General features: G+C 70.6%; 55 protein-coding genes. 16 read left to right on the top strand and 39 right to left on the bottom strand.

Annotation, left to right across the window (positions count from 1 at the left end; genetic code table 11):
* Nucleotide 1: 1 nt before the first annotated feature.
* The 5 genes from J2S42_RS00275 to J2S42_RS00255 form a co-directional block, all read right to left on the bottom strand.
* Entirely contained in the window at nucleotides 2–346 is a 345-nt protein-coding gene (locus J2S42_RS00275) for a hypothetical protein (protein ID WP_307233978.1), read from the bottom strand.
* A complete protein-coding gene (locus J2S42_RS00270) occupies nucleotides 343–582 on the bottom strand; it encodes a hypothetical protein (RefSeq protein WP_307233976.1) in 240 nt (79 codons plus the stop codon). The genes J2S42_RS00275 and J2S42_RS00270 overlap by 4 nt, the downstream gene beginning before the upstream one ends.
* Nucleotides 583–781: 199 nt before the next feature.
* Entirely contained in the window at nucleotides 782–2,260 is a 1,479-nt protein-coding gene (locus J2S42_RS00265) for a DNA primase family protein (protein WP_307233974.1), read from the bottom strand.
* Nucleotides 2,257–2,454 (bottom strand): hypothetical protein, encoded by a 198-nt coding sequence (locus J2S42_RS00260; protein ID WP_307233972.1) that lies wholly within the window; start codon nucleotides 2,452–2,454, stop codon nucleotides 2,257–2,259. Before J2S42_RS00260 ends, J2S42_RS00265 begins: the two co-directional genes overlap by 4 nt.
* Nucleotides 2,455–2,609: 155 nt before the next feature.
* Nucleotides 2,610–2,786, bottom strand: coding sequence for a helix-turn-helix domain-containing protein (locus J2S42_RS00255; RefSeq protein WP_307233970.1), 177 nt, complete (start codon nucleotides 2,784–2,786; stop codon nucleotides 2,610–2,612).
* Between the two features lie 142 nt (nucleotides 2,787–2,928).
* On the opposite strand from J2S42_RS00255, the gene J2S42_RS00250 reads away from it, so the two are divergent.
* Both J2S42_RS00250 and J2S42_RS00245 read left to right on the top strand, forming a co-directional pair.
* On the top strand, nucleotides 2,929–3,585 hold the full coding sequence (locus J2S42_RS00250) for a hypothetical protein (RefSeq protein ID WP_307233968.1): 657 nt from the start codon (nucleotides 2,929–2,931) through the stop codon (nucleotides 3,583–3,585).
* A 95-nt stretch (nucleotides 3,586–3,680) separates the two neighbouring features.
* On the top strand, nucleotides 3,681–4,442 hold the full coding sequence (locus J2S42_RS00245; RefSeq protein ID WP_307233967.1) for a hypothetical protein: 762 nt from the start codon (nucleotides 3,681–3,683) through the stop codon (nucleotides 4,440–4,442).
* 50 nt (nucleotides 4,443–4,492) lie between these two features.
* On the opposite strand, the gene J2S42_RS00240 is transcribed toward J2S42_RS00245, so the two are convergent.
* The 6 genes from J2S42_RS00240 to J2S42_RS00215 all read right to left on the bottom strand — a co-directional run bounded on the left by J2S42_RS00240 (nucleotide 4,493) and on the right by J2S42_RS00215 (nucleotide 7,180).
* Nucleotides 4,493–5,008 carry a hypothetical protein gene (locus J2S42_RS00240; RefSeq protein WP_307233965.1) on the bottom strand — a complete coding sequence of 172 codons (516 nt, stop codon included), beginning with the start codon at nucleotides 5,006–5,008 and terminating at the stop codon, nucleotides 4,493–4,495.
* Entirely contained in the window at nucleotides 5,005–5,628 is a 624-nt protein-coding gene (locus J2S42_RS00235) for an Aca2/YdiL-like domain-containing protein (protein WP_307233963.1), read from the bottom strand. The genes J2S42_RS00240 and J2S42_RS00235 overlap by 4 nt, the downstream gene beginning before the upstream one ends.
* Nucleotides 5,629–5,704: 76 nt before the next feature.
* Nucleotides 5,705–6,013, bottom strand: coding sequence for a hypothetical protein (locus tag J2S42_RS00230; protein ID WP_307233961.1), 309 nt, complete (start codon nucleotides 6,011–6,013; stop codon nucleotides 5,705–5,707).
* Nucleotides 6,014–6,178: 165 nt separating this feature from the next.
* On the bottom strand, nucleotides 6,179–6,442 hold the full coding sequence (locus tag J2S42_RS00225; RefSeq protein ID WP_307233959.1) for a hypothetical protein: 264 nt from the start codon (nucleotides 6,440–6,442) through the stop codon (nucleotides 6,179–6,181).
* Nucleotides 6,443–6,470: 28 nt separating this feature from the next.
* Nucleotides 6,471–6,773 (bottom strand): hypothetical protein, encoded by a 303-nt coding sequence (locus J2S42_RS00220; RefSeq protein WP_307233957.1) that lies wholly within the window; start codon nucleotides 6,771–6,773, stop codon nucleotides 6,471–6,473.
* On the bottom strand, nucleotides 6,770–7,180 hold the full coding sequence (locus J2S42_RS00215) for a hypothetical protein (RefSeq protein ID WP_307233955.1): 411 nt from the start codon (nucleotides 7,178–7,180) through the stop codon (nucleotides 6,770–6,772). The genes J2S42_RS00220 and J2S42_RS00215 overlap by 4 nt, the downstream gene beginning before the upstream one ends.
* 244 nt (nucleotides 7,181–7,424) lie before the next feature.
* On the opposite strand from J2S42_RS00215, the gene J2S42_RS00210 reads away from it, so the two are divergent.
* The 9 genes from J2S42_RS00210 (at nucleotide 7,425) to J2S42_RS00170 (ending at nucleotide 10,834) form a co-directional block, all read left to right on the top strand.
* Nucleotides 7,425–8,087 (top strand): hypothetical protein, encoded by a 663-nt coding sequence (locus tag J2S42_RS00210; protein WP_307233953.1) that lies wholly within the window; start codon nucleotides 7,425–7,427, stop codon nucleotides 8,085–8,087.
* Nucleotides 8,088–8,177: 90 nt separating this feature from the next.
* Nucleotides 8,178–8,369 carry a hypothetical protein gene (locus tag J2S42_RS00205; RefSeq protein WP_307233951.1) on the top strand — a complete coding sequence of 64 codons (192 nt, stop codon included), beginning with the start codon at nucleotides 8,178–8,180 and terminating at the stop codon, nucleotides 8,367–8,369.
* Nucleotides 8,369–8,620 (top strand): hypothetical protein, encoded by a 252-nt coding sequence (locus J2S42_RS00200; RefSeq protein ID WP_307233950.1) that lies wholly within the window; start codon nucleotides 8,369–8,371, stop codon nucleotides 8,618–8,620. The genes J2S42_RS00205 and J2S42_RS00200 overlap by 1 nt, the downstream gene beginning before the upstream one ends.
* Before the next feature lie 93 nt (nucleotides 8,621–8,713).
* Complete coding sequence (locus tag J2S42_RS00195) at nucleotides 8,714–9,022, top strand: hypothetical protein (protein WP_307233948.1); 309 nt, start codon at nucleotides 8,714–8,716, stop codon at nucleotides 9,020–9,022.
* Nucleotides 9,023–9,037: 15 nt separating this feature from the next.
* Nucleotides 9,038–9,247 carry a hypothetical protein gene (locus J2S42_RS00190; protein WP_307233946.1) on the top strand — a complete coding sequence of 70 codons (210 nt, stop codon included), beginning with the start codon at nucleotides 9,038–9,040 and terminating at the stop codon, nucleotides 9,245–9,247.
* Between the two features lie 96 nt (nucleotides 9,248–9,343).
* Complete coding sequence (locus tag J2S42_RS00185) at nucleotides 9,344–9,694, top strand: hypothetical protein (protein WP_307233944.1); 351 nt, start codon at nucleotides 9,344–9,346, stop codon at nucleotides 9,692–9,694.
* Nucleotides 9,695–9,816: 122 nt separating this feature from the next.
* Nucleotides 9,817–10,038 carry a hypothetical protein gene (locus J2S42_RS00180; protein WP_307233942.1) on the top strand — a complete coding sequence of 74 codons (222 nt, stop codon included), beginning with the start codon at nucleotides 9,817–9,819 and terminating at the stop codon, nucleotides 10,036–10,038.
* On the top strand, nucleotides 10,035–10,295 hold the full coding sequence (locus tag J2S42_RS00175) for a hypothetical protein (protein ID WP_307233940.1): 261 nt from the start codon (nucleotides 10,035–10,037) through the stop codon (nucleotides 10,293–10,295). Before J2S42_RS00180 ends, J2S42_RS00175 begins: the two co-directional genes overlap by 4 nt.
* Nucleotides 10,296–10,531: 236 nt before the next feature.
* Nucleotides 10,532–10,834 (top strand): hypothetical protein, encoded by a 303-nt coding sequence (locus J2S42_RS00170; protein ID WP_307233938.1) that lies wholly within the window; start codon nucleotides 10,532–10,534, stop codon nucleotides 10,832–10,834.
* A 62-nt stretch (nucleotides 10,835–10,896) separates the two neighbouring features.
* On the opposite strand, the gene J2S42_RS00165 is transcribed toward J2S42_RS00170, so the two are convergent.
* The 28 genes from J2S42_RS00165 to J2S42_RS00030 all read right to left on the bottom strand — a co-directional run bounded on the left by J2S42_RS00165 (nucleotide 10,897) and on the right by J2S42_RS00030 (nucleotide 18,587).
* Nucleotides 10,897–11,037 (bottom strand): hypothetical protein, encoded by a 141-nt coding sequence (locus tag J2S42_RS00165; RefSeq protein WP_307233937.1) that lies wholly within the window; start codon nucleotides 11,035–11,037, stop codon nucleotides 10,897–10,899.
* Nucleotides 11,034–11,282, bottom strand: coding sequence for a hypothetical protein (locus J2S42_RS00160; RefSeq protein ID WP_307233935.1), 249 nt, complete (start codon nucleotides 11,280–11,282; stop codon nucleotides 11,034–11,036). Before J2S42_RS00160 ends, J2S42_RS00165 begins: the two co-directional genes overlap by 4 nt.
* A complete protein-coding gene (locus J2S42_RS00155) occupies nucleotides 11,279–11,593 on the bottom strand; it encodes a hypothetical protein (RefSeq protein WP_307233933.1) in 315 nt (104 codons plus the stop codon). The genes J2S42_RS00160 and J2S42_RS00155 overlap by 4 nt, the downstream gene beginning before the upstream one ends.
* A complete protein-coding gene (locus J2S42_RS00150; RefSeq protein ID WP_307233931.1) occupies nucleotides 11,590–11,997 on the bottom strand; it encodes a hypothetical protein in 408 nt (135 codons plus the stop codon). Before J2S42_RS00150 ends, J2S42_RS00155 begins: the two co-directional genes overlap by 4 nt.
* Nucleotides 11,994–12,308, bottom strand: a complete 315-nt coding sequence (locus tag J2S42_RS00145) for a hypothetical protein (protein WP_307233929.1) — start codon at nucleotides 12,306–12,308, stop codon at nucleotides 11,994–11,996. Before J2S42_RS00145 ends, J2S42_RS00150 begins: the two co-directional genes overlap by 4 nt.
* Nucleotides 12,305–12,508 (bottom strand): hypothetical protein, encoded by a 204-nt coding sequence (locus tag J2S42_RS00140; RefSeq protein ID WP_307233927.1) that lies wholly within the window; start codon nucleotides 12,506–12,508, stop codon nucleotides 12,305–12,307. The genes J2S42_RS00145 and J2S42_RS00140 overlap by 4 nt, the downstream gene beginning before the upstream one ends.
* Nucleotides 12,505–12,702: a hypothetical protein gene (locus J2S42_RS00135; RefSeq protein WP_307233926.1), complete on the bottom strand. Its 198-nt coding sequence runs from the start codon at nucleotides 12,700–12,702 to the stop codon at nucleotides 12,505–12,507. The genes J2S42_RS00140 and J2S42_RS00135 overlap by 4 nt, the downstream gene beginning before the upstream one ends.
* Entirely contained in the window at nucleotides 12,699–12,920 is a 222-nt protein-coding gene (locus J2S42_RS00130; RefSeq protein WP_307233924.1) for a hypothetical protein, read from the bottom strand. The genes J2S42_RS00135 and J2S42_RS00130 overlap by 4 nt, the downstream gene beginning before the upstream one ends.
* Nucleotides 12,917–13,129: a hypothetical protein gene (locus tag J2S42_RS00125; RefSeq protein ID WP_307233922.1), complete on the bottom strand. Its 213-nt coding sequence runs from the start codon at nucleotides 13,127–13,129 to the stop codon at nucleotides 12,917–12,919. Before J2S42_RS00125 ends, J2S42_RS00130 begins: the two co-directional genes overlap by 4 nt.
* Complete coding sequence (locus J2S42_RS00120) at nucleotides 13,129–13,293, bottom strand: hypothetical protein (RefSeq protein ID WP_307233920.1); 165 nt, start codon at nucleotides 13,291–13,293, stop codon at nucleotides 13,129–13,131. The genes J2S42_RS00125 and J2S42_RS00120 overlap by 1 nt, the downstream gene beginning before the upstream one ends.
* 81 nt (nucleotides 13,294–13,374) lie before the next feature.
* Nucleotides 13,375–13,605 carry a hypothetical protein gene (locus tag J2S42_RS00115; RefSeq protein WP_307233918.1) on the bottom strand — a complete coding sequence of 77 codons (231 nt, stop codon included), beginning with the start codon at nucleotides 13,603–13,605 and terminating at the stop codon, nucleotides 13,375–13,377.
* Between the two features lie 196 nt (nucleotides 13,606–13,801).
* Nucleotides 13,802–14,050, bottom strand: a complete 249-nt coding sequence (locus J2S42_RS00110) for a hypothetical protein (RefSeq protein WP_307233916.1) — start codon at nucleotides 14,048–14,050, stop codon at nucleotides 13,802–13,804.
* Complete coding sequence (locus J2S42_RS00105; RefSeq protein WP_307233914.1) at nucleotides 14,047–14,226, bottom strand: hypothetical protein; 180 nt, start codon at nucleotides 14,224–14,226, stop codon at nucleotides 14,047–14,049. Before J2S42_RS00105 ends, J2S42_RS00110 begins: the two co-directional genes overlap by 4 nt.
* 91 nt (nucleotides 14,227–14,317) lie before the next feature.
* Nucleotides 14,318–14,629, bottom strand: coding sequence for a hypothetical protein (locus tag J2S42_RS00100; protein ID WP_307233911.1), 312 nt, complete (start codon nucleotides 14,627–14,629; stop codon nucleotides 14,318–14,320).
* A gap of 86 nt (nucleotides 14,630–14,715) precedes the next feature.
* Nucleotides 14,716–15,159 carry a Pycsar system effector family protein gene (locus J2S42_RS00095; RefSeq protein ID WP_307233909.1) on the bottom strand — a complete coding sequence of 148 codons (444 nt, stop codon included), beginning with the start codon at nucleotides 15,157–15,159 and terminating at the stop codon, nucleotides 14,716–14,718.
* Entirely contained in the window at nucleotides 15,156–15,308 is a 153-nt protein-coding gene (locus J2S42_RS00090; protein WP_307233907.1) for a hypothetical protein, read from the bottom strand. The genes J2S42_RS00095 and J2S42_RS00090 overlap by 4 nt, the downstream gene beginning before the upstream one ends.
* On the bottom strand, nucleotides 15,305–15,538 hold the full coding sequence (locus J2S42_RS00085; protein ID WP_307233905.1) for a hypothetical protein: 234 nt from the start codon (nucleotides 15,536–15,538) through the stop codon (nucleotides 15,305–15,307). Before J2S42_RS00085 ends, J2S42_RS00090 begins: the two co-directional genes overlap by 4 nt.
* Nucleotides 15,535–15,768 (bottom strand): hypothetical protein, encoded by a 234-nt coding sequence (locus J2S42_RS00080; RefSeq protein ID WP_307233903.1) that lies wholly within the window; start codon nucleotides 15,766–15,768, stop codon nucleotides 15,535–15,537. The genes J2S42_RS00085 and J2S42_RS00080 overlap by 4 nt, the downstream gene beginning before the upstream one ends.
* The gene (locus J2S42_RS00075) at nucleotides 15,765–15,893 is read right to left on the bottom strand and encodes a hypothetical protein (RefSeq protein WP_307233901.1); all 129 of its coding nucleotides are present in this window, start codon (nucleotides 15,891–15,893) and stop codon (nucleotides 15,765–15,767) included. Before J2S42_RS00075 ends, J2S42_RS00080 begins: the two co-directional genes overlap by 4 nt.
* Complete coding sequence (locus J2S42_RS00070; protein WP_307233899.1) at nucleotides 15,890–16,195, bottom strand: hypothetical protein; 306 nt, start codon at nucleotides 16,193–16,195, stop codon at nucleotides 15,890–15,892. Before J2S42_RS00070 ends, J2S42_RS00075 begins: the two co-directional genes overlap by 4 nt.
* 5 nt (nucleotides 16,196–16,200) lie before the next feature.
* Nucleotides 16,201–16,413 carry a hypothetical protein gene (locus tag J2S42_RS00065; protein WP_307233897.1) on the bottom strand — a complete coding sequence of 71 codons (213 nt, stop codon included), beginning with the start codon at nucleotides 16,411–16,413 and terminating at the stop codon, nucleotides 16,201–16,203.
* A 231-nt stretch (nucleotides 16,414–16,644) separates the two neighbouring features.
* Nucleotides 16,645–16,881, bottom strand: a complete 237-nt coding sequence (locus J2S42_RS00060; RefSeq protein WP_307233895.1) for a hypothetical protein — start codon at nucleotides 16,879–16,881, stop codon at nucleotides 16,645–16,647.
* Nucleotides 16,878–17,135: a hypothetical protein gene (locus J2S42_RS00055; RefSeq protein ID WP_307233893.1), complete on the bottom strand. Its 258-nt coding sequence runs from the start codon at nucleotides 17,133–17,135 to the stop codon at nucleotides 16,878–16,880. The genes J2S42_RS00060 and J2S42_RS00055 overlap by 4 nt, the downstream gene beginning before the upstream one ends.
* Complete coding sequence (locus J2S42_RS00050) at nucleotides 17,132–17,401, bottom strand: hypothetical protein (protein WP_307233891.1); 270 nt, start codon at nucleotides 17,399–17,401, stop codon at nucleotides 17,132–17,134. Before J2S42_RS00050 ends, J2S42_RS00055 begins: the two co-directional genes overlap by 4 nt.
* Complete coding sequence (locus tag J2S42_RS00045; protein WP_307233889.1) at nucleotides 17,398–17,586, bottom strand: hypothetical protein; 189 nt, start codon at nucleotides 17,584–17,586, stop codon at nucleotides 17,398–17,400. Before J2S42_RS00045 ends, J2S42_RS00050 begins: the two co-directional genes overlap by 4 nt.
* Nucleotides 17,583–17,834, bottom strand: a complete 252-nt coding sequence (locus J2S42_RS00040; protein ID WP_307233887.1) for a hypothetical protein — start codon at nucleotides 17,832–17,834, stop codon at nucleotides 17,583–17,585. Before J2S42_RS00040 ends, J2S42_RS00045 begins: the two co-directional genes overlap by 4 nt.
* Nucleotides 17,831–18,202, bottom strand: coding sequence for a TroA family protein (locus J2S42_RS00035; RefSeq protein ID WP_307233885.1), 372 nt, complete (start codon nucleotides 18,200–18,202; stop codon nucleotides 17,831–17,833). Before J2S42_RS00035 ends, J2S42_RS00040 begins: the two co-directional genes overlap by 4 nt.
* Before the next feature lie 70 nt (nucleotides 18,203–18,272).
* Nucleotides 18,273–18,587: a hypothetical protein gene (locus J2S42_RS00030; RefSeq protein ID WP_307233883.1), complete on the bottom strand. Its 315-nt coding sequence runs from the start codon at nucleotides 18,585–18,587 to the stop codon at nucleotides 18,273–18,275.
* 287 nt (nucleotides 18,588–18,874) lie between these two features.
* Here J2S42_RS00030 and J2S42_RS00025 point away from each other — a divergent pair, with 287 nt between their 5' ends.
* The 5 genes from J2S42_RS00025 to J2S42_RS00005 form a co-directional block, all read left to right on the top strand.
* On the top strand, nucleotides 18,875–19,405 hold the full coding sequence (locus tag J2S42_RS00025; protein ID WP_307233881.1) for a GntR family transcriptional regulator: 531 nt from the start codon (nucleotides 18,875–18,877) through the stop codon (nucleotides 19,403–19,405).
* Nucleotides 19,406–19,409: 4 nt separating this feature from the next.
* A complete protein-coding gene (locus J2S42_RS00020; RefSeq protein WP_307233879.1) occupies nucleotides 19,410–20,198 on the top strand; it encodes a GntR family transcriptional regulator in 789 nt (262 codons plus the stop codon).
* Between the two features lie 204 nt (nucleotides 20,199–20,402).
* Complete coding sequence (locus J2S42_RS00015; protein WP_307233878.1) at nucleotides 20,403–21,608, top strand: hypothetical protein; 1,206 nt, start codon at nucleotides 20,403–20,405, stop codon at nucleotides 21,606–21,608.
* Complete coding sequence (locus J2S42_RS00010; RefSeq protein ID WP_307233876.1) at nucleotides 21,605–22,195, top strand: HD domain-containing protein; 591 nt, start codon at nucleotides 21,605–21,607, stop codon at nucleotides 22,193–22,195. Before J2S42_RS00015 ends, J2S42_RS00010 begins: the two co-directional genes overlap by 4 nt.
* Nucleotides 22,196–22,341: 146 nt before the next feature.
* Nucleotides 22,342–22,562: hypothetical protein (locus J2S42_RS00005; protein ID WP_307233875.1), on the top strand; the 221-nt coding region annotated here is incomplete at its 3' end.

The raw sequence follows: 22,562 nt of genomic DNA, 5'->3' as shown, positions 1-22,562 counted from the left end.
GTCAGTACGGGTAGGCGTCGCGGCCGGCCAGGATCTCCCGGGCCGCGGCAAGCAGGTAGTCGGACGGCGCGGACGACTGCACGGCAACGCGCAGCAGATCTCGCAGGGCGTGCCCGACGATCGGGTTCACGGCCTCGATGTAGGCGGCGTCGGCCCGGCCACGATCGCCGTCGTCGGTTTCGACGCTCAGGTGCGGGTCGGTCGGGTCCCAGCGGTCGGGGGTTGCGCTGACGCCGGGCCCGAAGTCGCCGTGGCCGGTGCGCCGCCACGGGCCGGGCGAGCAGGCGGCGAGGACGTTGTCGAGGTAGTCGGCGGCCTGGGTGAGCAGGTCGCCGTCAGCGGTCATGCGGTGGGCCCGGTGATGATGATCTGGTGGCCGTCGGACGCGAACTCGACGAGCGTCTGGTCGCCGTCGACGACGGGCGAGGCGTCCAGGCGTTCGGCGTAGGTGTCCACGTCGGCGGCGGTCGCCATGTGGAAGCGGATGGCGGTGCCGTCTGTGACGATGCCCCGCGGGTGGGGCAGGCCGGCGGCGATGCAGGCGGCGAGGACGTCGTCCACGTCGCTGGTGGTGATGGTCATCGGGGTCTCCTCGGTTCGTGGTCGGGAGGGCCAAGAGCGCACCGATGGAAGGTGGGCTCGGGTTGGCTACTTACCGTGCTGTTGATCTCTGTGACGGGTGTGACGGGTTGAGGGCGTTTTTGGGGTAGGCCCTTCGCGTATATGTAAGGAGCTATGTGGAAACGGGCCTCAACCCGTCACACCCGTCACGCTCCACGCTCTAAATGCGGACGTATTCGGGCACGACGGACACCCCCAGATACCTCTTCCCGCTCCTCGTGTGCTCCTTCTCCAAGCCCAGGCGGGTCAGTTCGGCCCCGAGCTTGGTCGACGACACCGGCCGGATGCCGTTCTGGCGCGCCCACTCCGAATACGCGGCGTACATGTTCACGCCGGAGACGGACTCCTCCGGTCGCTCCTCGATCGCGTCCCGAACGAACCCGGCCGCCGGCGACGACTCGTTGCGGCCCTCCGCGGTCTGCTTCGCCACGACGGCCGGCACCGGCGGCTGCGCGGTCCCGAGCCAGTGCTTCAGCAGCTCGTTCAACATGCCGGGCGCCTCGGCGCGCAGGGCTTCCTTGAAGTCCTCGCGGCGCTGACTCTCGGGGATCTGGTAGTCCCACGGGACCTCGATGTAGCGGCGGTCCATGCCGCCGTCCGCCGACCACGACGGGCGGCTGTTCGACGCCATCGAGAACAGCCAGTGCCCGGCGAACGTCACCGCCTCCTTGCCCATGCCGCGGCCGGAGACCTCGTTGCCGCCGGTGAGCTTCTTCAGCACGCCGGTGTCGTAGCGGGCGCCTTCCTCGGGCTCGTCGCACCACACCAGGCGGGCGCCGCGCAGCAGCGCGAGCTCGGACCGGTAGACCTCGCGGGCAGCACGGTTGCCCTTGAGGATGACCTCGACGGGGAGTTCGGCCGAGTAGCTGCCGGCAACGCCGGTCAGGATCGCCTGCATGGTGCCTTTGCCGTTCCCGCCGGTCGCCCCGAGGTTGACCATGAACTTCTCCGCGCCGAGCCCGGACAGTCCGCGCATCCACATCTGCATCAGGTAGCGGCGCACCTCGGCGTCGGGCTGGTAGGCGGCGAACGCCGCACCGACCGCGGGCGCTTCGGCATCCGGCAGGTAGTCGCAGGCAACGAGGGTGTTCCGGTCGTCGGGCGACGTCTGCCGGCGGCTCATGGTGCCATCGGCGCGCAGAACGAGCGTGACGCCGTTCGCGCAGTGCAGCCGCCACGGCTGGCCCGGATCGGGCGGCCGGTCGAACTCCTCCACCGGGGTGAAGATGTCGTCCATCCCGCGCAGGATCTTCAGGGCGTGCGAGTGCACAGCGCCGGACGACATCGCGGCGAGCTCTTTCAGGTCGTCGGCGGTCGGGCCGAGCGGCCGAGCGTCGATGAGCTGGTGCGCGTACTGCTTGACGGTGTCGACGACGCAGAGCAGGGCCGCCGGGTCGGCGCCGGTCGCCCATTTCGCGCCGGTGTAGTGCATCCAGCCGAGCTGCGCGTTCCATCGGAAGACGCCGACCATGTGCGGGTAGACGAGGTCGGCGAGCTTGATCGGCCCGAACGTGAGCTTGGCGGCGGCCGGGCCGCGCCGCTTGGGCTGTTCGGGGGCGTCGGCGCGGTCCCATTCCGCGGCGAGTTGCGGGTCGTCGGGGAACATGTCGGCGCCGCGCGGCCGGGCGGCGTCGGTCACGCGGCGGCCTGCCGGTCGAGGCGGCGGACGTATGCGGCGACGATCTCGTGTGCGGGTGCGGGGATGCCGGCGGCGACCTCGGCGATGGCGTTGTTGTACTGCCGGTCGGCCCAGCGGATGCCGGCGACGATGCCCGCTTGGTGTCCGAGCCGCCAGTGGAGGGTGGCGTGCTGTTCGTACTCGGCGCGGGTCAAGACGATGACCTCGGGCGAGCCGGCGTCTTCGGGTGTGACTTGGTTCGGGATGGTTCCGAACGCTTCCCGGGTGTGCGATGCTGTGGTCACTGTGGGCCTTTCGAGGTCACTGCAACGCCGGGGTCTAGCCACCCCGGCGTTTGCGCTTTGGGGGGTCAGGCGGCGCGGTCGATGCGGGCCTTCATGTACTCCTCCAAGTCCGTGGCGGCGATGCGCCGGAGCCTGCCGACCTTTGAGGACCGCAGTCGGCCGCTGGTGAGCAGGTCGCTCATAAAGGTTTTGGAGACCTTGATCCGGGTGCGGGCTTCGGCCGGCGTGAGGTACTCGTTCAATCTCGATCACTCCAAGCAAATCGCGGAAAGCTTGCGTAGATCCCATCACATCCCACCGAGCCACGCAAGCTTCCCGCGAAACCCTTGCGATACCCCCAAGTTCCGATCATGGACGGAAGCCGTCCTGCTAGCCTCGACACCTGTGTCCGCCGAAACTGACAGAACCGACATCGCCGAGCAGCTGAAGGCGCAGTTCGGCGGCGCTTGGACGCAATGGCCCGGCGACGACGCGGGCATCCCCGGCGCGACACTCTGGACCCAGCACCAGCCAGACGAACACGGCCGGCCCGTCATCACCGGCATGCTGCTGCTCACCGACAGAGTCACCACCGACGCACTGCGGAAAATTCCCGCGAGCGCCCTCGAAGACGCGCTCGCGGGTGTCGGCACCAGCAAGCAAGCCGAAGACCTCGCCGCCCTGCCGCCGCTCGAACGCGGCAGCCTGAGCAAGGGCGAATTTCTGACGCTCGTCGCCGAACACTTCAAGACCTGGTCGCGGTACTCCCCAAAGCCCAGCCGGGACATGGCACGCGCGTCAGGGCACCCGGAGAACACGATTTACTCGTGGATTCGAGAGGCGCGCCTGGCCGGCCTGCTACCGCCAGCCCGCGGCATGAAGACGACTTCTGCACGAGGGTCAGCGCCGACGACTCACCAAACAGACGGCGACATTTTCGTCGTCACAGGATGGCGTGACGAAGCACAGCGCGGCATCGAGCATATTGAGGCGTCGCTAGGCGCAGAGCAGTCGAGCGAACGATCCGCCTCCGATGCAGACGCGGAAGGGCCGAGCGCGTAGCCCGGACATGCTGAAGGCCCGCCGCCCCCATCGGAAGCGCGCGGGCCTTCAACGAGCACGTTCGATGGTGGACTTCCGCTGGGACACTGAACGTCATGCAGCAGCGTCTCCCCGGTTCGGTCTTGCGCGGGCTCGCCGTAGTCGCCGTCACCACGTTCGCAGCCGGCGTGCTGCTGGAGTGGCTCGCGCTCGACTTCCTGCAGGGGCACCCGTACTTCGTCAACCTGCTGTCCGGGGCGACCGGCTTCTCTACCACGGCGCTGATCGCGGCCACGCTGTTCAACCGGGCGGCCGCCAGCGAGCGAGCCCAAGAGCGCAAGGATGCCGTCGTCTTGGCAGCACGCAAGTGGCGACGCGAAATCCATGCCGCCACCGCCCTCCTGGCGGCTCCGGAGCGGTCGGCAAACCGTATGCTCCATAGCTCCGCCTTGCCTCACCCGCCCCTGCATGCGGTGCACTGCCATGGACTGAAGGAAGTTCTTCACATGCGGTGGGACGGGCTCGACTTCATGGACGAGCACACGCTTCCAGCGGAGCTACCGTTCATTGACGCCGACGGCGAAGAAAGGTTCCTCGCGCACCTGCGGGCCCTGATTGACGATCATATCCCTGCACTGATGCGTGCATTGCAGGTCAGCGACGATCCGGTCCTGAACGCCTTCGTGGACCGGACGAGGGCGGCGGTCTTGGACGGCCGCTCCTTTGACGCCGCAGTGGAGTTGCGCGAGTTCGTTGATCTACTGCAAAGGCATCCGCATCATGCCGCCTACGTACGGTCGATGAACCAGCGCGGAGGATTGTCGAATCGGTGGCATGACCTGCGGAATCGTTGGCAGTGGCGCCAGCACCGGTGGTAGACGCGCCGTTCCCCGGCATGCTGCCCTCCCTGCGGCGCGCCGAACTGCAGTCAGCGCGCCCGTGGCGTCCAGACGAGCCGCTGCCACCGGTGGACCGGCCCGCCGCCGTAGGGCGTGGACTCCCCAGCCGCGCCCGGCGCCGGGTCGATCTGCCAGCCGGAGGCGAGGTGCCGGCCGATCGGCTCCGGGAACAGGTACGTCTCGGCGGGCAGGCGCAGCTTGAGGACGACCTGGCGGTGCCGGGCCGCGTAGACGAGCCGATACAGCTCGGGGCTGCGCTGCCGGAAGCCACGCCGGACGTAGTTGTCGACGCACTTCAGCCGCGTGCCGTCGGCCTCCAGCCGCCAGCCGGCCCACGCTGCGGGCACCGGTCGGTTGTCCGGCCCGTCCGCGTAGACGACCATGTACGAGGTACGTGCACTGTCTGCGTCCACCGCGGACTCGGCGTCCTCCCACCATTCCCCCGCCAGCGGCTCACGGCCCAGGTCGGCGAGTAGTTCGCGGTGCGCCGCCGTGCCGGGCGTGACCCGGACGACCGGCGGCGCCACGAGCTGCCGGTCGTTCATCGGGCGTCGGCCGCGACGAGGAGCACGTCCAGCGCGTCGGCTGGGCTGGCGGCGCGACCGATGCGCGGGTCGATCGCGCGCGCGGCCGAGAGGAGCACGTTGATCCGGGTCTCGGCCTGGACGCGCTCGTCGAGGGCGAGGAGCCGCAGGTGCGGCAGCATCTTCTTCACGGCGCCAGCGTCCCGGTTCTGCCTGGCGGCTGCGGCGGCCTCGGCGAGCCGGGTCAGCGGCCAGCGCCGGACCGGCTGATCGCCGGTGGCGCCGGCCCAGACGATCCGGGCGGTCGGGACGTGTTCGGCGACGCGAGCGGCGACCATTTGGTGCCAGGCGGCCGGCAGTGGTTTGGCGTCGGGGTGGGCGGCCCAGAACTCGTCGTCGCCGCGGTAGACGGCGATGGTCGGGTCGCCGTCGTGGTCGGCGAGGTCGACGGTCAGGGCGGTGATCGCCTCCCGGGTTCGCTCGCGCAGCCGCTCGATCTCGGTTGCGGCGCCGGCGGGGATCGGGTCGCGGCCTGCTTCCCAGGCTCGGATGGTGCGGCCGGTGACCGCGACGATCGCGGCGAGCTGGTCGCCGGTCAGGCCGAGCCCGCGGCGGTGGATGTGCAGGGCGGCGCCGGTCATGTGCGGCACGGTGGGCTCCTCTATGACGAGCGGCCCGGCCCCATCGTGGGGGTCCGGGCCAGCTGGGCGGGACGGGTCAGGCGGTCTTGTCGTACTTCGCGGCAAGGGACCAGAAGTCGACGGAGGCGATCGCCTCGCGGATGGCGTCGGCGGGCTCGCCGGTGAAGTCCCGGTCCGTGTCGTAGGCGGGGCCGTAGAAGTCGCTGCCGGCGAGGCTGATGCTGTCCGGGAGGGCGTCGTTGATCGCGTCGCGGTAGGCGGTGGTGAGCGCGTCGAGGTCGTAGTCGTTGGCGTATTCGCCGAGGGAGGTGGCGACGCCCGCTTCGAGGGTGAGTTCGCCGTCGCCGTGGTTGGCCCAGGTGCCGTAGCTGGTGGTGGTGACCATGGTGGGTCTCCTGTCTGTGGTTGCCTGGGGCTGTCCCCTGGCGATGCACCAACATTAGCATCCTAATTTAGGAAGCAAAAGCTTCGTCACTCCAACGGGGCCAGACGCGACGATGCCCGGCCGCGCCACCGGGAAGGCGGCACGCCGGGCATCGGGCGACACAGGTCAGGTTGTCCAGCGTTGGCTGCCAGGATCACCGTGCACCACGCTGCGAATCGCAGCCTCGGCGATATCCAGCGCCGCATACAGTCCGCCGCGCGTATCGATCGGCCGCACGGAGCCGGTCGCAGTGTTACGCAGCTCCCAGCCCGCGCCACCGGCAGCCTCATGCACTTCCCACGCCGGGTCGATTCTCGACCGGTAGTGCCCACCCCAACCATCGACGGCATCCCAGGGGACGTCGCCTTCCGCAGAAGTCGGAATCGTCATGCGGGCTCCTTCTGCCTCTTGACCGCGGTCAGGACAGGGCGGCGGCGCCAGCCGCGATCGCCTCGTCGACCCCAGTGCGCGGCGCGTTCAGCGACCCGGAGAGCTGCGCCTTGATCTGCTCGACGAGGGGCAGGCGGAGGGTCGGTGACTGCGCCAGGTCGCGCAGGTGGTCGATCCCGTTGGTGGCGCGCTGTTCGATGAGTGTGGCGACGACGGTCTCGGCGATGGTGGCGCGGGCCTGGGCGATCGGGTTGAACGGCATGAGGGCGCGGTAGGCGGCGTCGAACGCGTCGCTGTCGAGGTAGTTGCCGCTCTGGCCTTCGAGGATCATGCGGGCTCCTTGGGGGTCCGGGGCTTGCGTTCGGCGAGGAAGTGCTTGAGTCCGCGCGGCCAGACGGGTTCCATTTCGCCGGCGAATCTCCAGAACTGGACGGCGACGCCGGCCTCCGCGAGTTCGGGGATCAGCTCCGTGGGTAGGTGCGGCTGGTCGACGGCGGCGAGGAGGCGCTGGCGGAGCGCGTCGTCGAGTTCGTTCCACCAGGCTTTGATGATGGTGTCGTCGAGATGGGTGCGGGACCACTCGTAGTTGATGCCGCGGAGGACGTCGGCTTTCTTCGTGGTGTCGAAGTAGGCGGCGCGGATGGTGGCGGCGAGGTTGTCGCGGGCGCGGTTGAGCTGGGCTTCTGCGGCCCGGTATTCGTCTGCGGCGTTGTGGAGCGCGCGTGAGTAGTCGGTCATCCTCCACAGAATGACACAAAGCAGCTTTGCCAAGCAACTAAGCAAGGCCACTGTGCCAAGTCACTTGACACTTACGGTCGGCGTGGGGCAAAGTAGTCCCCAGCAAGGCCGCCGGGGCTGCGAACCCCGGCACAACGCAAGACGGCCCGGCCAGGAGCTGCGAACTCCCGACCGGGCCACGCGGAAAGCACTGCGAATGCCAACCGCGAACCGACCGACCCTGAGCTACCAGGAGCGATCAGCAATGCAGAACACTACCGCTTCGCCCGGGACCGTCGTCGCCGAGCGCACCTACGGCACCCTGACGCTGTCCCTCTCCACCGCCGTCGACGGCTACACCGTCACCGCCCGCTCCGGCATGACCCGCCACGACGAGCTCACCAACCCGTTCGAGAACAAGGACAGCGCCCGCGACTACTGGGCCCGAGTCGCCTACCTCGCCCAGGCGCAGATGAGCGCGGCGCAGATCGTCGAGAAGATGGCCACCGCCGACGGCAGCGCCAAGTGGACCGCCCCGGCACCCGCGCCGGCCGAGCCGACCGCCCGCCTGAAGGACTTCGCCGTCGACCGCGGCCGCCAGGTCCCGATCCGCCGCGGCGGCGCCTCCACCACCCCGCCCGGCCCGTCGGCAATCCGCGCCATGCTCATCGCCGCGATCGACGGCATCGTCTGGCGCGCTGGCCGCGGCCGGGACAAGCACCGGACCGCCCGCCGTGACGCCCTTGACGCCGCCGGGACCCGCCTGCTCATGGACCTCGACACCGCCCCCGGCGACACCTGCCGCGGGAACTGGTCCGCCGGCCGCCTGAACGCCGCCGGGCGGTGCTGGCTGGAGACGTACGGCTACCTGGCCGGCGGGCAGCCGACCGGCAAGGCGACCGCGCTGCTCGGTTTCACCGCCGCCTGATCTTTTTTCTCCCCCGTAATGGCTGGCCGGGCGCGTCCGGCACAGGACCGCCCGGCCAGCCGCCCCCATCCAGCTCTGAAGGAGCACCCCATGCGCGCCATCACCGCCCGCGACCTGGACCTCGACGACACCCGCCCCGCCCGCGACCTGGACCTCGACGACACCCGCCCCGCCCGCCCCCGGCGCCGCCCTGGCCGGCAGACCGCCCGCCGTGCCGCGATCGCCGAGTCGATCGGCGTGCAGCGCGCCCGGACCGCGGGCCTCGCCCGGATCGCCGCCTGATGGGCAGCCTCGTCCCCCGCCCCAGCCAGGTCGTACAGCCTGAGGTCGTCGACGGCGAGGTCGGCACGATGACCGGCCACCGGCTGTGCGGCGGCCAGCACTGGACCGTCTACGCGCAGATGCGCTGCTGCTGCGGCGACATCCACGACCTCGGCGCTTGGGCGTGCTGCGGCTGCGGCCACCACCACGACCCGGACGGCGACTGCAAGCCGGACGGCCCGTGCGGCTCGTACCTCTGCTGCATCAACTGATCTTTCCTCCCTCCCCCTGCTGGCCGGGCGTGTCACAGACCCCCGCTGGACGCGCCCGGCCAGCCCACCCGACACCGAAAGCGAGACCACCCGATGAGCGACATCCGCGCCATGCTCGACGAGATCAGCACCCGCAACGACGCCATCCAGCACGCCGAGCCGCAGACCCCACGCGAGCGCCGCCACCGCGAGCAGGCCATCGCCACGATCACCGCCCACGCCCAGTTCAGCTTCAACGCCCCGACCCTGACCGGGTTCATCGCGGTCCTGTACGGCGGTAAGCGCGTCGAGGGCGTCGTCACCGGCATCAACGGCGGCTCGTTCACGGTCGCCACCGCGGACGGCGTGCGGCCCGTCGAGATCGAGCACGTCGAGCACTCCGGCACCTACAACATCGGCTGACCGGGGGACACCAGCATGGACAGCACCGACCGAACCCCGACCGTCACCGACGTATTCGAGCACGCCGAGATGGTTGCGCTCGACGTCCGCGCGTTCGTCACCGTGGCCGCACACACCGCGACCAGCCTGACGCTCGACCTCGGCTTCTTCGTTCTCGGGGAGGAGCGCACCAAGTTGATCGTCGACTACGGGGCGGCCCGTGGGATCACGGTCACGTTCCGGTAGCCCGGCCTGGCCCCGTCCAGCATCCGCGCCCGTATGTGGCGGGTGCTGTGGCGGTGGCAGGCCGGACAGCCCGGACCTCGACCAGCAGGAGAGCACGTGACAGACACGACCGTCCGCCTCTACTCCGGCCCCGAACTCGCCGCCGAATCGATCCGCCGCCTCTACGAGGCCGACCGGGTGGTCGCCCAGATGAACAACCCTGCCGGGAGCGGCGTCTACAACCGCTTCAACGGCCAGCACGTCTACAACCGCGAGCACCGCAACGAGGGCCCGGGCGTGTATGCCGCGCACCTGCGCGAGTCCGCGCACACCCTCGCCGTCCTCGCCCAGACCGCGGCGATGCTCGGCTCCGGGATCACGCTTCCCGCCGGCGAGCAGGACGCCTGGAACGACGCGCTCAACGGGGTCAACACCCTCAACCGGCCCGACGCCGAACGCCGGTACTGACCGCTGTGCTTCCGGCCCGCCCGATCGCACCTGCTCGGGCGGGCACGGTGGCCAACCGGCCAGCCGCCGCCGTTCTCTTCCCCGGACGGCGGCGGACCCCTCACCCCCGCAAGGAGCCCCGCATGACCGCACCGACCAACACCCTGCCGTGGCGCGACGGCCTCGACCAGCACCTCGTCAGCCGTAACGATGACTCCGCCCGCTACCAGTTCCCGGACGGCACCGAGGCGTCCATCGTCTTCAACGGCACCACCTGGAGCATCGCCGTCTCCGACGGACCCAGCATGCGCGGCCTGTCCGAGGACGACGCGACCGCGAAGCTGCTCCAGCTGGCGGCGGCATGACGGCCACCCTCGCCGACCTGGACTTCTTCATCACCGATTCGGCGCCCGGCCACGCCCACTACCAGTTCCCGTCCGGCCGCGGCGCGAACGTCACCACCGACCCGCACAGCATCTGGCTGTACGAGCTGGAGGTCGACCCGACCGACGACGAACCCGCCACCGACACCGCCCGCGGCGTCATCGTCATGGACGGGCTGACCGCCGACGAGGTCATCGGCTATCTGTCCCGGCTCGCCGCCGGCCAGCCGATCACCTGATCCCGGACAGCAGAACGCCCCGCACGGCCCCCGCCGGCGGGGCGTTCCCGCGTCCGCACGCCCCCAAACCGGCACGGACTCCACAGTGGACGCGCAGCGCGTGTCACCCAGTCAGGGAAACACATTCGCCCACCTTGACCCCGAATTTCTCAGCCCGCAAGCTGGTGTCAGCCCCACCGCAGGCCACGCCGCGAGGGCAACCCCCAAACCCCCGCACCAGCCCCAGGAGGCACCCCATGCCCGCATCCGCGTCCGCAGCCGCCAGGTACGCCCTGCTCCGCTCCACCGCCGCCGCCGGCCCGACCCTGTCGCAGGTGCTCGGCTTCCCCACCCCCCACAGCCCCACCCCCGCACCGGCCGCACCGGCGTCCCCGGCCAGCCAGCCGACCGCAGCCGCCCTCGCCAGCCAGATGCAGGCCCTCACCGCCGCGCTCGCCGCAGGCAGCCAGGCAGGCCTGAACGCGGCCCAGCTCGCCCAGGTCCGCACCGCCGCACTCGCCCTCGCGACCGCCGCGAACACGGCCCTCGCCGGCGAGTAGAACCCCAGGCAGCGCAACGCCCCGCCGGCCGAAGCCGTGCGGGGCGTTCTCACGTGCGTGCTCTACTCGCCGGCGGGCCACTCCCCCGCCACGATCTGATCCAGGACCGGCTCTGTGGTCGCGTCCAGGCCGTCCCGCCCGAACTCGGCCAGCAGCTCCTCCGCAGTCTGGGCGGCCGGCTCCGCCTCGTGCGCGGCGGTCATAACGCCCTCCGGTACGTCGCCGGGAAGTAGCGGGTCCAGGTCGACTCGACCCCGTCGACCGTGACGGTGATCTGCCCGCTCTCGTCGTCGACGACCGCGCTGGTGACGGTCACCCAGCGGATGCCGGGCTTGAGCGCGAAGTGCAGGCCGAGCGCGGGCCCGTCGCCGTCCCAGGCGATCTGCATCGTCTCGCGGGTCGTGGTGTCCTGGAGGGCCAGCAGCGGCTCCTCGTAGATGGTGGTCACGAGGCACCGCCGTTCGCGGCCAGCCGTGCCGACTCGGCCACGACGATCACACCCATCAGGTCCGCCATCTCCGGTGTGATCTCCTCGAAGATGTCGCCGGGCAGGCGCCGGAAGCGGCCCTCGACCGCGTCGATGTACACCCACTCCTCGTCGTCCGGGTTTGGCGGGTGGACGGCGAGGACGTTCAGGTAGTCGGGGCCGTCGGGCCCCTCCCACCAGCCGATCGTCATGCCGGGCTTTAGGTCCGGCCAGATGTGCGTGATGTCGGAGTGCGGCCAGATGAGGTGGTCGAGCTCCCGCGACGGCCTCACGACGCCTCCACAGCGTCGAGCAGCGCGACCAACTCACCGCGGACGGCGTCCGTCGACCAGCCCGAGTCCCGAAACACGTCCCGGACAGCGACCCCGTCCCAGGACCGGCCGGTGAACACACACCCGGGCAGGTCATCGCCCGGCTTGAAGATCCCGTTCCACAGCGCCATCATCTCCGCGGCGGGCCGATACTGACGCTCCCACACGTGCTGCTCGCTGAGAACGTTGAGTGGTGTCAGCGGCATCTGCCCGTCGGCCGTCCACGCAGCGACCCAGCATTGATGGTCGCGGTCGGACAGGTTACAGACGATGTACCGGGTGCCGTCGTGGAGAAGGAACCGGTCGTCGTAGGCGTGCTTGGCGAACCGGCGCGTGAACATCCAGTCGAAGAACAGGTCGCTCACTCGTCGTCCTCCTCGTCCTCGGGCACGCCGTCGAACGCGGCGTGGAAGCCGCGGATGGTGGTGGCGTGCGCGACCTGGGCGGGCTCGACCGTCTCGTCATGCCAGCCGTCGCTGGCCTCGGCCATCGTCGCGGCGTCGAACTCCTGCCCGCCGTAGAAGCAGTCGTCACCGAGCGGCAGCCCGGACAGGCGGTCCAGGTCGGCGTCCCGCTCGGCAGTCGTCTCGTACGGGCCGATGATCAGCCGGGCGTTCATCGTCTCCCGGTCCGACATGTAGTTGACGAAGCGGATTGCGGGCCGGTCGTCGCTCATCGGCTCGCCTCCCGCCACACCGGATCCGGCACGCGACGCAGCGCGACCGCGAGCGCCCGCACCTCGATCACCGTGTCGACCGGGCCGTTCGGGGTCAGCCACACCCGGCCGCCCTCCACGCAACACGTGACGGGCAGGCCGGCGGCGGCCAGGTCCGCGCACAGGCACTCGATCGGCTCCGCCAGCACCGGGGCGCTCATGCCGCCACCTCCCGGTGGTCGTAGTCGATGTGGTTCCCGGCGTACCCGATCACCGGGTTGAGTCCGTGCTCGCCGTTCGTGTCCAGCCAGCCGTGCGTCGTACAGCGGGCCCGGTAGCCGGCGATCGCGTCGTCGGCGACGATCTCGACCAGTCGCGTCACACCGTCGTCGGCGGTCACCCAGGTGCGGCTCACGACGCCACCCCCTTCGGCCAGGAGACGACCTCGAACGCGACCCCGTCCGGCAGCAACCCGGCGAGGACCCGGATCGTCGCCTCCCGGCCGTAGACGGTAGACAGCACCGCGACCTTGACGGTCCCCGACTCGACCGAGATCGCCGTGTGGACGCCGGCGGCTTCGAGGCTGTGTACGGCGTTGTCGATCTGAGCACCGGTCATCTGCGCGCCGGTCATACGAGCCTCCAGGACGCGACCGGCGTACCCGCCACGGTCACCTCGGTCAGGACCCCGCCCGCGCCGAGGAGCACGTCGTGGCGGGGCGGCGGGTTCAGGGCGAGCGCGGCGATCGACGACTCGCGCATCACGAGCGGCTGCGGATCACCACCGGGCGCCCTGCGGGTCAGCGGCCGGCATCGGTGCGCGGATCGGGAGTCGGTCTTCATCACGCCGCCTTGGTCGAGTTGGACGTGGTCACCGTGTCGGTCGAGGCGAGCGCGCCGACACCGGTCCGCTGGACGGGCGGGCGGCCCTCGTCGGCGGCGAGACGGCCGATCCGCGGGCAGTAGGAGTGGCAGGGCTGGTGGTTGCAGGTCGTATCCTGTCGCATGCTGATCCCCTCCTTCGGGGGGTGGTTGGTGGTGGGGAGCAGCGCTCGTCTTGGCAGGTGGACGCTGCTCCCCGCGCGGAACTACAGAACCTCGGTGGTGCGCGGCGGGCCGATCAACGACTCCACCGCCTCATCCAGCGACCGGAACGAACCCTGCGGCTCGCCGGCCACGTAAGCCGCGAACCAGCCCTCCGTCCGCGGCCGGACATCGCCGGACGGGGTACGTTCGTTCCGGTCGTCCTGCGGCAGATACACGCCGAGGTGACCGCCGCCGAACACGACCACCCGGTCGTCGCTGGCGTAGGCGCTCACCGCTCACCTCGGTGGAAGAAGTCCCGGCCGCAGCACTGGCAGGCGTCCGGGGACTCCACGCCCGTGCACGGGTCCGGGAACGGGCAGTCGCAGCGGCAGTGGACACAGCTGTACTCGCCGCCCGGGTGCTGGCAGGAGCACAGGCGTCCGGCCGGGCACTCCTGGAATTGGGCGACGACCGCCGTGAACGCGTCCGTCACTGCGGGTCCCCGATCAGCTCGGTGATCTTCTCGACGGCCGTGAACGTGCCCCGGCCGCGCAGGTGCTCCCACATGTACGCCTGGTCGTCGAACCCGGGCGCCTCGCACTCCGGCCACGGCCACGCGTCCCACTGCTGCCCGACCTCCGACACCCACCACTTACGGTCGGGGGCGGTGACCAGGTAGCCGTAGCCGGGGCGCGGCTGCTCGACCAGGCCCGGCCACATCTGCACCGGGCTGCTCACCGGCCGACCTCCTGCCGGTACGCCTCGCCCGCACCCGGGCCGCCCAGCTCCTCAGCGACCGCCACCTTGTCGTCCAGGGACGCGTCCATGCCGGCGAGGACGTCCCGGTGGTCGTCGCCGTCGGCGGCGCCGATCACGTCTTGGTAGAGACGGGACTGCGTCTCGGTCAAACTCATGCTGATCTCCTTGTCTCCGCTGAGCCGGATGCTCTGGCGGTCTCCTTGACGCACCCGCCGGGATGCGTCGCGGGGGCCGTCAGACGCCGACCTAGCCGACCGTGAAGGCGCCGACCGGACCGGTCTTGTAGAGGCCCTCCTCGGCCAGCGGCTTCAGAGCCCAGCGCAGCGCCGTCTCGAAACTCTCGGCCTCGTGGTTCAGGCGCTCGTGCCGGAACACGCCCCACAGGCCGTCCGAGAACCGCTCGACCCTCGTGTCGACGATGGCGTTACCGCCGCTGGCGTCCCAGCCGATCTTCAGGTCACCGACGGCATCGATCCCCACCCAGCTCGGGTGGATGCCGAACTCACTCACAATTTGCGCTACCAGGTCGCGGTGCTCCTGCATGTTGTTCACGTTCATGTGGATCTCCTCATCTCCGGGCTGGCCGTGTGCTGGCCCGGTCCCCACGCCCACCCGGCTCGCGTCGGGTGGGCTCTGGGCGCCGCTCAGACCGCGACCGCCGTCACCACGCCGGCCAGCGGCGCCACGAACAGCAGCACGATTGCGGCCTGGATCGCCCTGTTCTTGCGCCACGCCGTCTGGGACAGGCCCACCACCGCGGCGGCATCCACCGGCGGCGACTCGACCAGCTCGGCCGCGAGCGCGTCCGGGGCCATGCCCGCCCACCGCACGAACCCGTGGTCCCCGCCGAGGCGCGGCCACAGCGCGGACAGCGTCGCCCCGAGCGCGGCGAACGCACCCACGGCGGCGGTGACGAGCCCGGCCCGGACACTGCCGTGGGTGGCAGCGGCGGCTGCGGCGAACACCGCGACGGCGGCAACCGCGGACGTGGACACGATCCCCGCCTTGGTGTCCGCCTTCGCCAGCTGCTGCTCGACCCGGGCGTGCGCGGCCTCGACCGGGCCGGTCAGGTCGACGGCGGCGGTCATCGGCCGTTCCGCTCGTTCCGGGCGGCGGCCTGACGGGATGCCTCCGCGAGCTGAGCCGCCCGCGTCGACTGGCCGCGGGCGGCGGCGAGTTCGGTCGCCCGGGCGGCGACGGCCCGCTGGGTTTCCTCCGGGGTCAGGGCGGCGGTCACCGAGCCATCTCCTCAGCGGCCAGCGCGGTCAGGGTCACCTCGACGGCGGACGCGGCCGGCACCGGGTCGATCCGGTGCTCCTCCCAGGTGTTCGACTGGGTCGGGTGCAGGTCGTCGGTGACCCGCACCCACGTGCCGTCGTGGCACTCGTACACGCGGCGGGACGTCGGGCCGGTCGCGACCATCACGGTCAGCACGCCCGAGAACCAGGCCGTCCACACCAGGCTCATCGGAGCACCTCCCGGCCCGCCTCGGTCAGTTCGACCGGGGCGCCGTCGGCGTCGTCGTAGTCGAGGAACCCGTCGCAGCCCAGGTTGTTCAACTTTGCGTACAGGTCGTACTCGACCTGGGTGCCGTTGCGCCGGAACCAGGTCGGGCTGTCAGCGTCGACGGTGAACTCGCCCCGGCCGACGGCCTCCAGCAGCAGGGCTTCGACGGAGCCTGCGTCTACGGCGCTCACCGGGCCACCTCCACGCGCCGGCGCCGGATCCGGCGCCGACCGAACGGCACGGGGACGATGTTGCGGCGGCGGCCGGCGAGCGGGGCGCGGCGGGTGAAGCCGTCGGACAGGCGGGTCGGGGTCATGCCGCCAGCTCCATCCGCGTCAGCACGCCACCGAACAGGCCCGTCACGGCCGCGCTGTGCACCGACCACGAGTACGGGTTCGGGCAGCCAGACTCGACAAGCATGTCCTTGCCCAGGTCGGCGATCAGTAGGTCGAGAGTCCGGGTTGTGTCGACGAGGACGGTCTTGTTCAGCCAGCTCATGTCGGGTGCCACGGCGTCGTCGCGCCGGAAGATGGCGAGGTTCATCGACGCGTCGTAGATTCCGGGCTGGACGGTGATCGTCGCCGCCTCGGTCAGGTCAGCGAAGGTGCGTGTCTCCATGCCGGTCACCGGCCGGTCAGGAACGGGGCGGTGACGAGCCGGTCCGGCCGACCGCGGGCGGCCTCGCTCCGCTCCCGCACCCACTCGCCCGCGTCGCCGCGGAGGGCGGACAGGAGGCTGTCAGCGGCACGGTGCGGGCTGCCGTCCGTGGCGGTGCTGGCGGTGAACGTCTTGCTGTTCCCGTCGACCTCGACGGTGATCGTGACGATCGCGTCCATGCTGTTCTCCTTGTCTCGGCGGGCCCGGTCTGGCCCGGCCGCCCCAGCCCTCCACCCGTGCCGTCGTGCACGCGGGTTAGAGGGCCAGAGCCGCCGGTCAGCGCCGGGACCGCTCCTCACGCGGGTGCTCGTTCACGGGGGTCCGGCGGGCAACCCGGGCCGGGTCGCGCTGCTCCGCACGGAGCCGGGCGATACCCGGGTCCGCCTCGGGGGCAGGCTGCTGCTCGCCGGTCACGCGACACCACCGGAGGCGTAGGCGTTGTGGCCGGCCGCGGTCAGCTGCAGCTGGGTACCGACCTCACGGACCTGGCCGCGGGCGATCAGGTTCAGGGCCGCGTCCTCGTCCGCGACCAGCCGGCCACCGTGCCAGACGTGCCCGGCCTCGACCAGGACCGGCACGTCACCGGCCGTGGCGAGCGCGGCCAGAACGTCAGCCTCTGCGGCGGCGGCCAGTTCGGCGGCGTTCACGGTCGCCACCCGTTCGCGACGGCCAGTCGGCGGCGGCCTGCCTCCGAGATCCGCCACGACCACGGGCCGGTCTTCTCCAGCAGGTCGCCGAGGTCCTGGACGTGCTCCAGGTTGATCCAACCCTGGTCGTCGATCCCGCCGAACTCGTCGCCGGTCGGGGTGAGGACGATGTCGTGGGTCGCGGCGTAATTCAGGATCTCTTCCAGGTTGTGGGCGTGGGCGAGTTCCAGGTCGATCGGCTTCCAGGTGCTCATCGACGTGCCTGCGCGATCCGGGCCGCCGCAGCGGTCGCCTTCGCGGCCAGGTCCAGCAGACCCGTCTCGTCGAGAGCGACCATGCCGACGTCCAGGGACGCGAGGAGCGTCCCGTCGTCGTGCGCCTCGACGATCAGCTGCCCGAAGTGCCCGCCGTCCACGTTCGGGATGAGGTCGGGCGCGGAGTAGCAGGTGGTGCCGTGGTGCTCGACGCACCACGGCTGGTGGTCGCCGGTCGCGAGCGCGGTCAGGGCGGGGGCGGTCATCGGCGGGCCGCCTTGTGCGCGGCGAGGTGCTCGTCGTGCGTCCAGTTCGTGGCCTGCAGGTGCGCGGCGTCCAGGGTGACGCGGGCGTCGATCCAGAAGTCCGGGCCGGTCGGCGCGTCCGTGACGGCGGTGAACGTCTCGACGCGCTCCCCGACCTGCAGCGTGACCGTGGCGACGATCTTCATCGGGTCACCGCCGTACGCCGCAGCCGCAGGGCCAGCGGGGTCACGTCGGCCGGGTCGACACCCATCGCGTCCGCGAACCGGGCGGTGAGCGCGTCCCGGACGTCGTCACCGGACTGGCCGGCGGCGACCGTGGTGACGCCCGCGAAGTTCTCGGGCAGGGCGTGACCGGTCAGGGCGTAGGCGGCGGCGAACGAGTAGTCGCCGGGGGTCAGCGCCTCGGTCTGGGCGAGAACGGCCGGGGCGCTCATCGGGTGACCGCCGGCCGGGTCGCACGGGCCACCGGGCGCCGGGCGGTACGGGCCGCGGCGAGGATCTCGGCGGCGACCTTCTCGGCCTCGTCCGGGGTGAAGTAGATGCTGGTCTCGCCGACAGCCGAGGTGAGCGTAATGTCCACGCCCGGCTTCCCGGTCTCGGAGTCCATGACGGGGGCGATCTGCGCGGACTTGGAGTAGTCGTCGAACGTGGAGCCGATCTCGACGTGGGCGGCGCCGCAGACACCGCAGCCGCGGGCGTCGGTCGCGGTGCACCAGTCGGGGTGCAGCTCGTCGGCGAACGGGGAGGCCGGCGGGGTGAACGGCGGCGGGACCGGGCGGCCCGCAGTGACGGTGTTGGACATGCTGAAGCTCCTTGATTCCGGCGGAATCAGCCCGCGGCTCTCGGCCGACATGGGCTGCGAGAGACGTGGGTCAGGAGTTGGCGTGCGCGCGGCGGACCGGCAGCGGGTCGACAGCGCGGGAGTCCGTCAGGTACGTCAGCGACGAGACCAGCCGGACGGCGTCGGCGCCGGTCAGGTTGATCGGCTTCGTGCTGCCCGGGGGCAGCAGGTGCACGGTCGGGGCCGGGTCGCCGTCGTGCAGGGACACCCACACGGACAGCGGGCCCTGCTCGGTGTCGACGTCCCGCGGGTGCGAGCGGTGCGGGACCTCGCCGTTGTGGCGGATGTGGCACCAGCCGGGGTGCGGCTCGCCGAGCTCGGACAGCGGGTAGATGGGCCGGGTCATGCGGTCACCTCACGGGCGAACGTCCGGCCGGTGACGGTGAGTGCGGTACGCGGCTTGGTAGCGTGCACGCGTAGCCCCTTTCGTGGGGGTTGCGGGTGCCCCGCGTCGAGGTCTGCCAGGACTGTGATCGACGTGGGGCTTTCCTTTACCTATGCTGAGGACGTTACCGCCGTGACGGTAAAGTCACAAGCACTCTCGGGCAGATGACACCGAAGAAACCTGACCGAGTCGGCGGTAATGTTCCGAACAGCTAGATCGACCCGCGATCAAGCACTAGGAGGTGGGACATGACCAGCGAAAAGTGGACCAGCGACTCCACCATCTACCTCACACCCGGACAGGGAGACGCCTGGGCCAAACAGGCGCAGGCCACGTCCCGCACCGGCACCCAACGCATCCTGCACGCCGGACCGGTTCCTGCACGCGCCGACGTCGCCGCCGCCCTTGGCGTCGAACCCGGCACGTCCGTCGTCCTCCGGCGGCGGCTCATCCTCGCCGACGAACGACCCGTCGAGATCGCCGACTCCTACTACCCCACCGCGATCGCCGACGGTACCGCCCTCGCTACACCCGGCAAGATCCCTGGCGGCGCCGTCACCCTGCTCGACCAGCTCGGCTACCACGCCGCCGAGATCCACGAAGACGTCACCGCACGTCACCCCACCGCAGAGGAGACCGCCATCCTGCACCTAACGCCCACCGCACCCGTCCTCGTCCTGACCCGGCTCAGCCTCACCGCCGACGGCACACCCTTCGAGTACGCGGCCATGACCATGTCTGACGGTCAGCACCTGCGCTACCAGATGCAGGCCGCGTGACCCGGTGAACAGCCCCACTCCACCGCCCAAGCCCAAAGTCGACCGCGAGCGCAGCGCACAGATCGCCGCCGAGATCCGTGCACAGATCATGGACGGCAACCTGCCGCCCGGCTCGCAAGCACCATCCATCCCGACCATCGCCGAGCAGTACGACACTGGCCGGTCGACGGCCCAGAACGCCTACGACCTCCTCAAAGAGGAGGGCTACCTCGAAGGGCGCCGTGGCAGCGGCACCTTCGTCCGCACCACCCCGCACGAGACCATCGAGCCGGCCGACTACGGACGCGTCCCGCTTGCCGGCGAGGCATACCCGTGGATCACCCGGCCAGCCACCGAAGGCCGCCCCCGCTCGATCGACCTGCGCAGTGTCGGAGAGGTGCCCGCGCCCGGCCAGGTTGCGGCGGCGTTCGGCATCCAGCTCGGCGACCCGGTCATCTGCCGCGAGCAGGTCTTTCTCCTCGACGGTGCGCCCGTCGAATACGACCACATCTACTTCCCCGTCGACCTCGGCCGCGGCACTCGCCTCGCCGAGGCCCGGAGGATCAAGGGCGGGGCGCCGGCCGTACTTGCGGAGATGGGCCGAGCACCAGCAGCATTCGACGACCTGCTCGCCACCCGCGGAGCGACGATGAAGGAACTCGAGGTGTTCGGCCTGTCGAAGGCCGTACCGATGCTCCGGACGTTCCGGGTCGTTCACGACAGCGACGGCGCCGTCATCAGCGCCGAGGTGATCGTTAAGCCGGGCAATCGGTGGCAACTGCGCTATCGGTGGAAGCCGGAAACGAGCGCCTAGCAGCAGAAACAAGTCGGCCCCGGCCGGTGCGCCAACACCAGTCCGGGGCCTTGCCACTCACCAGCAGTCCGAGCTTGCAACCAGGATCAGAAAGCGAGTGACCATGAAGCAGGCTAAGCCTGCCCCTTACGTCTGCTCCTCCAAGGGTAGCGGCAGCGCACCGGTAACGCTCCCCCGGATTTCCACGACCGGGGAGGTCTGACCGTGGGCTTCAAGCTTCGCCGCGAGGTGCGCGACCTCCTCCCGCCCGGCGTGCTGACCGCAAACGAGCGGCTCCTCGTCCTGGAGCTGGCCGACAACTGCCGCGACGACAGCGACGACAACGGCCCCGCCCGTGAAGGCTGGCCCGGCTTCGACTGGCTCGCCGAGAAAACCGACATCCGCGAGGACAAGATCGGGGTGACCTTGGCCCGGATTGCCAGCAAGTGGATCGAGTTGCGGGTGCCGCTCGGTGTCGGTAAGGACGGTAGGCCGTACTTCTCGCGCACCGGGGTCCGGACCCGCTTCCGGTTCCCGGCTCGCGACGTCCTGGCCGCGTTCCGTGGTGCACCGGCTACTGAGGCCTACCAAAATGGGGGGCCTGCCGTCGATCAGGCCTACCAAAATGGCCCCCCTGAGGCCTACCAAAATGGGGGGCCTCAGGCCTACCAAAACGGCAAGGACAGGCCTACCAATTTGGTAGGCCCTAACCCTCAGGTTTTTCCTCAAAGATCTCCTCAAAGAACTACCTCACCTCCCCCTACCCCCTCAGGCCCGGCGGCGGCAACGCCGACCGTCGCGCCCAAACCCGGGGAGTGGGAGGAGGAGATCGAATCTTCGAAGGAGCAAGAACTAGCGAAGACCATCCGCGGCATCCGGCCCGCCTGGACCATGCGGAAGATCCTCGACGCGATCAAAAGCGCTACCGATGAGGGACGGCCCTGGCCCCTCATCGTCGCCGCCTTCCCCCTTTGCGCAGCCGACACCGCGACGATGAGCCCCGGCCGGTTCCCGCACGACGGCCCGTGGTGGGCGCAGGCCGAGGAGCAGACCCGGCCGGCCAGCCGCGAGGAGCGCATCGCCGCCCACAACGCCCACTGCGAAACCCAGCCGCGCTGCGAGCACGGCGAGCCCGGCGGGAACCTACCCATGCCTGGGGACGGCTGGCAGCCCTGCTTCCTCTGCCGGCAGGCCACCAAACAGGCAAAGGCCGCAACCGAACCCGAACGGCCGATGTCAACCGGCACAAAGCGCGCCCAAGGAGCCCGCGACGCTGCTGCCGAGCTTCAGGCCGAGGTCGACGCGAACGGCGGAGTAATGCCCACGATCGAGCAGCTCTTTGAGCGACGGCTGGCACGCCGGGAATCGCCAGCTCGACGGCTGTACGCCCTGGACGACCCGAACATCATCGAAGGGGAGGAAGTCGCATGAGCGCCGACGACGCCACCGTGGCGTTCCTGGCCGAGGCCGGGCACCTGAAGAACCTGCCGCGGGCCGGCTGGCTGCTAGCCGGGATCCGGCAGCCGGAGTCCGTCGCCGAGCACTCCTACCGGGTCGGGATCATCGCCTACGTCATCGCGACGCTGGAGGGAGCGAACGCGGACCGGGCGGCCACGCTGGGCCTGTTCCACGACGTGCCAGAGGCCCGCACCGGGGATGTGCCGTCGGTCGGGAAGCAGCACGTCACACTCCAGGACCCCAACGACGTCGCCGCCGTCCAGACGGCAGGGCTGCCGCCTGGCCTCGCCGCGCGCATCCGCGGCCTGGTCGCCGAGTTCGAGGCGAAGGAAACCATCGAGGCGGTGTGCGCGAAGGACGCCGACAAGCTGGAGTGCCTGCTCCAGGCCCGTGCCTACCAGGCGGCCGGGAACACGCTCGTGCAGCCGTGGATCGACACCATGCTCGCCGCCGTCAAGACCGAGACCGGCCGGCGGCTGGCTGAGGCTGCCGCATCGCAGCCGGTGGACGCGTGGTGGCACAAGATCGTCGCCTCCTACGGCCGACCCGGAACGGATTAGCCGACTCGGTCACCGGTTACCGCCGGTCGGTCAGACACGCGTAACTCCGTACCGCTACCGGACTCCCTCCTGCGCGCCCCGCCGGCTCCGGACTGCCCGGCGGGGCTGCTGCAGTCCGGTAGCAGTCCACCCCGGGAGTACCCGTCATGCGGAAGACCACCGCCGCCCTGCTCGCCTCAGTCGCCTTCGCCGTGCTCGGCTGCGGGTCAGCCGCCGACATCACCGCAGATGACACCGGCGCCGCGCCCGCGCCGGCCGCGACGACCGCGGCCCCGCAGTCCGTGAAGGTGGGCCAGGCGCTCACCGTCGACACCGGCGCCGTGCAGGCCACGTGGACCGTCACGAAGGTCGAGGTCAAGGACGCCGA

Source organism: Catenuloplanes indicus (genome assembly GCF_030813715.1).
Classification (GTDB): Bacteria; Actinomycetota; Actinomycetes; order Mycobacteriales; family Micromonosporaceae; genus Catenuloplanes; species Catenuloplanes indicus.
This window is presented reverse-complemented; position numbering and strand designations above follow the sequence as displayed.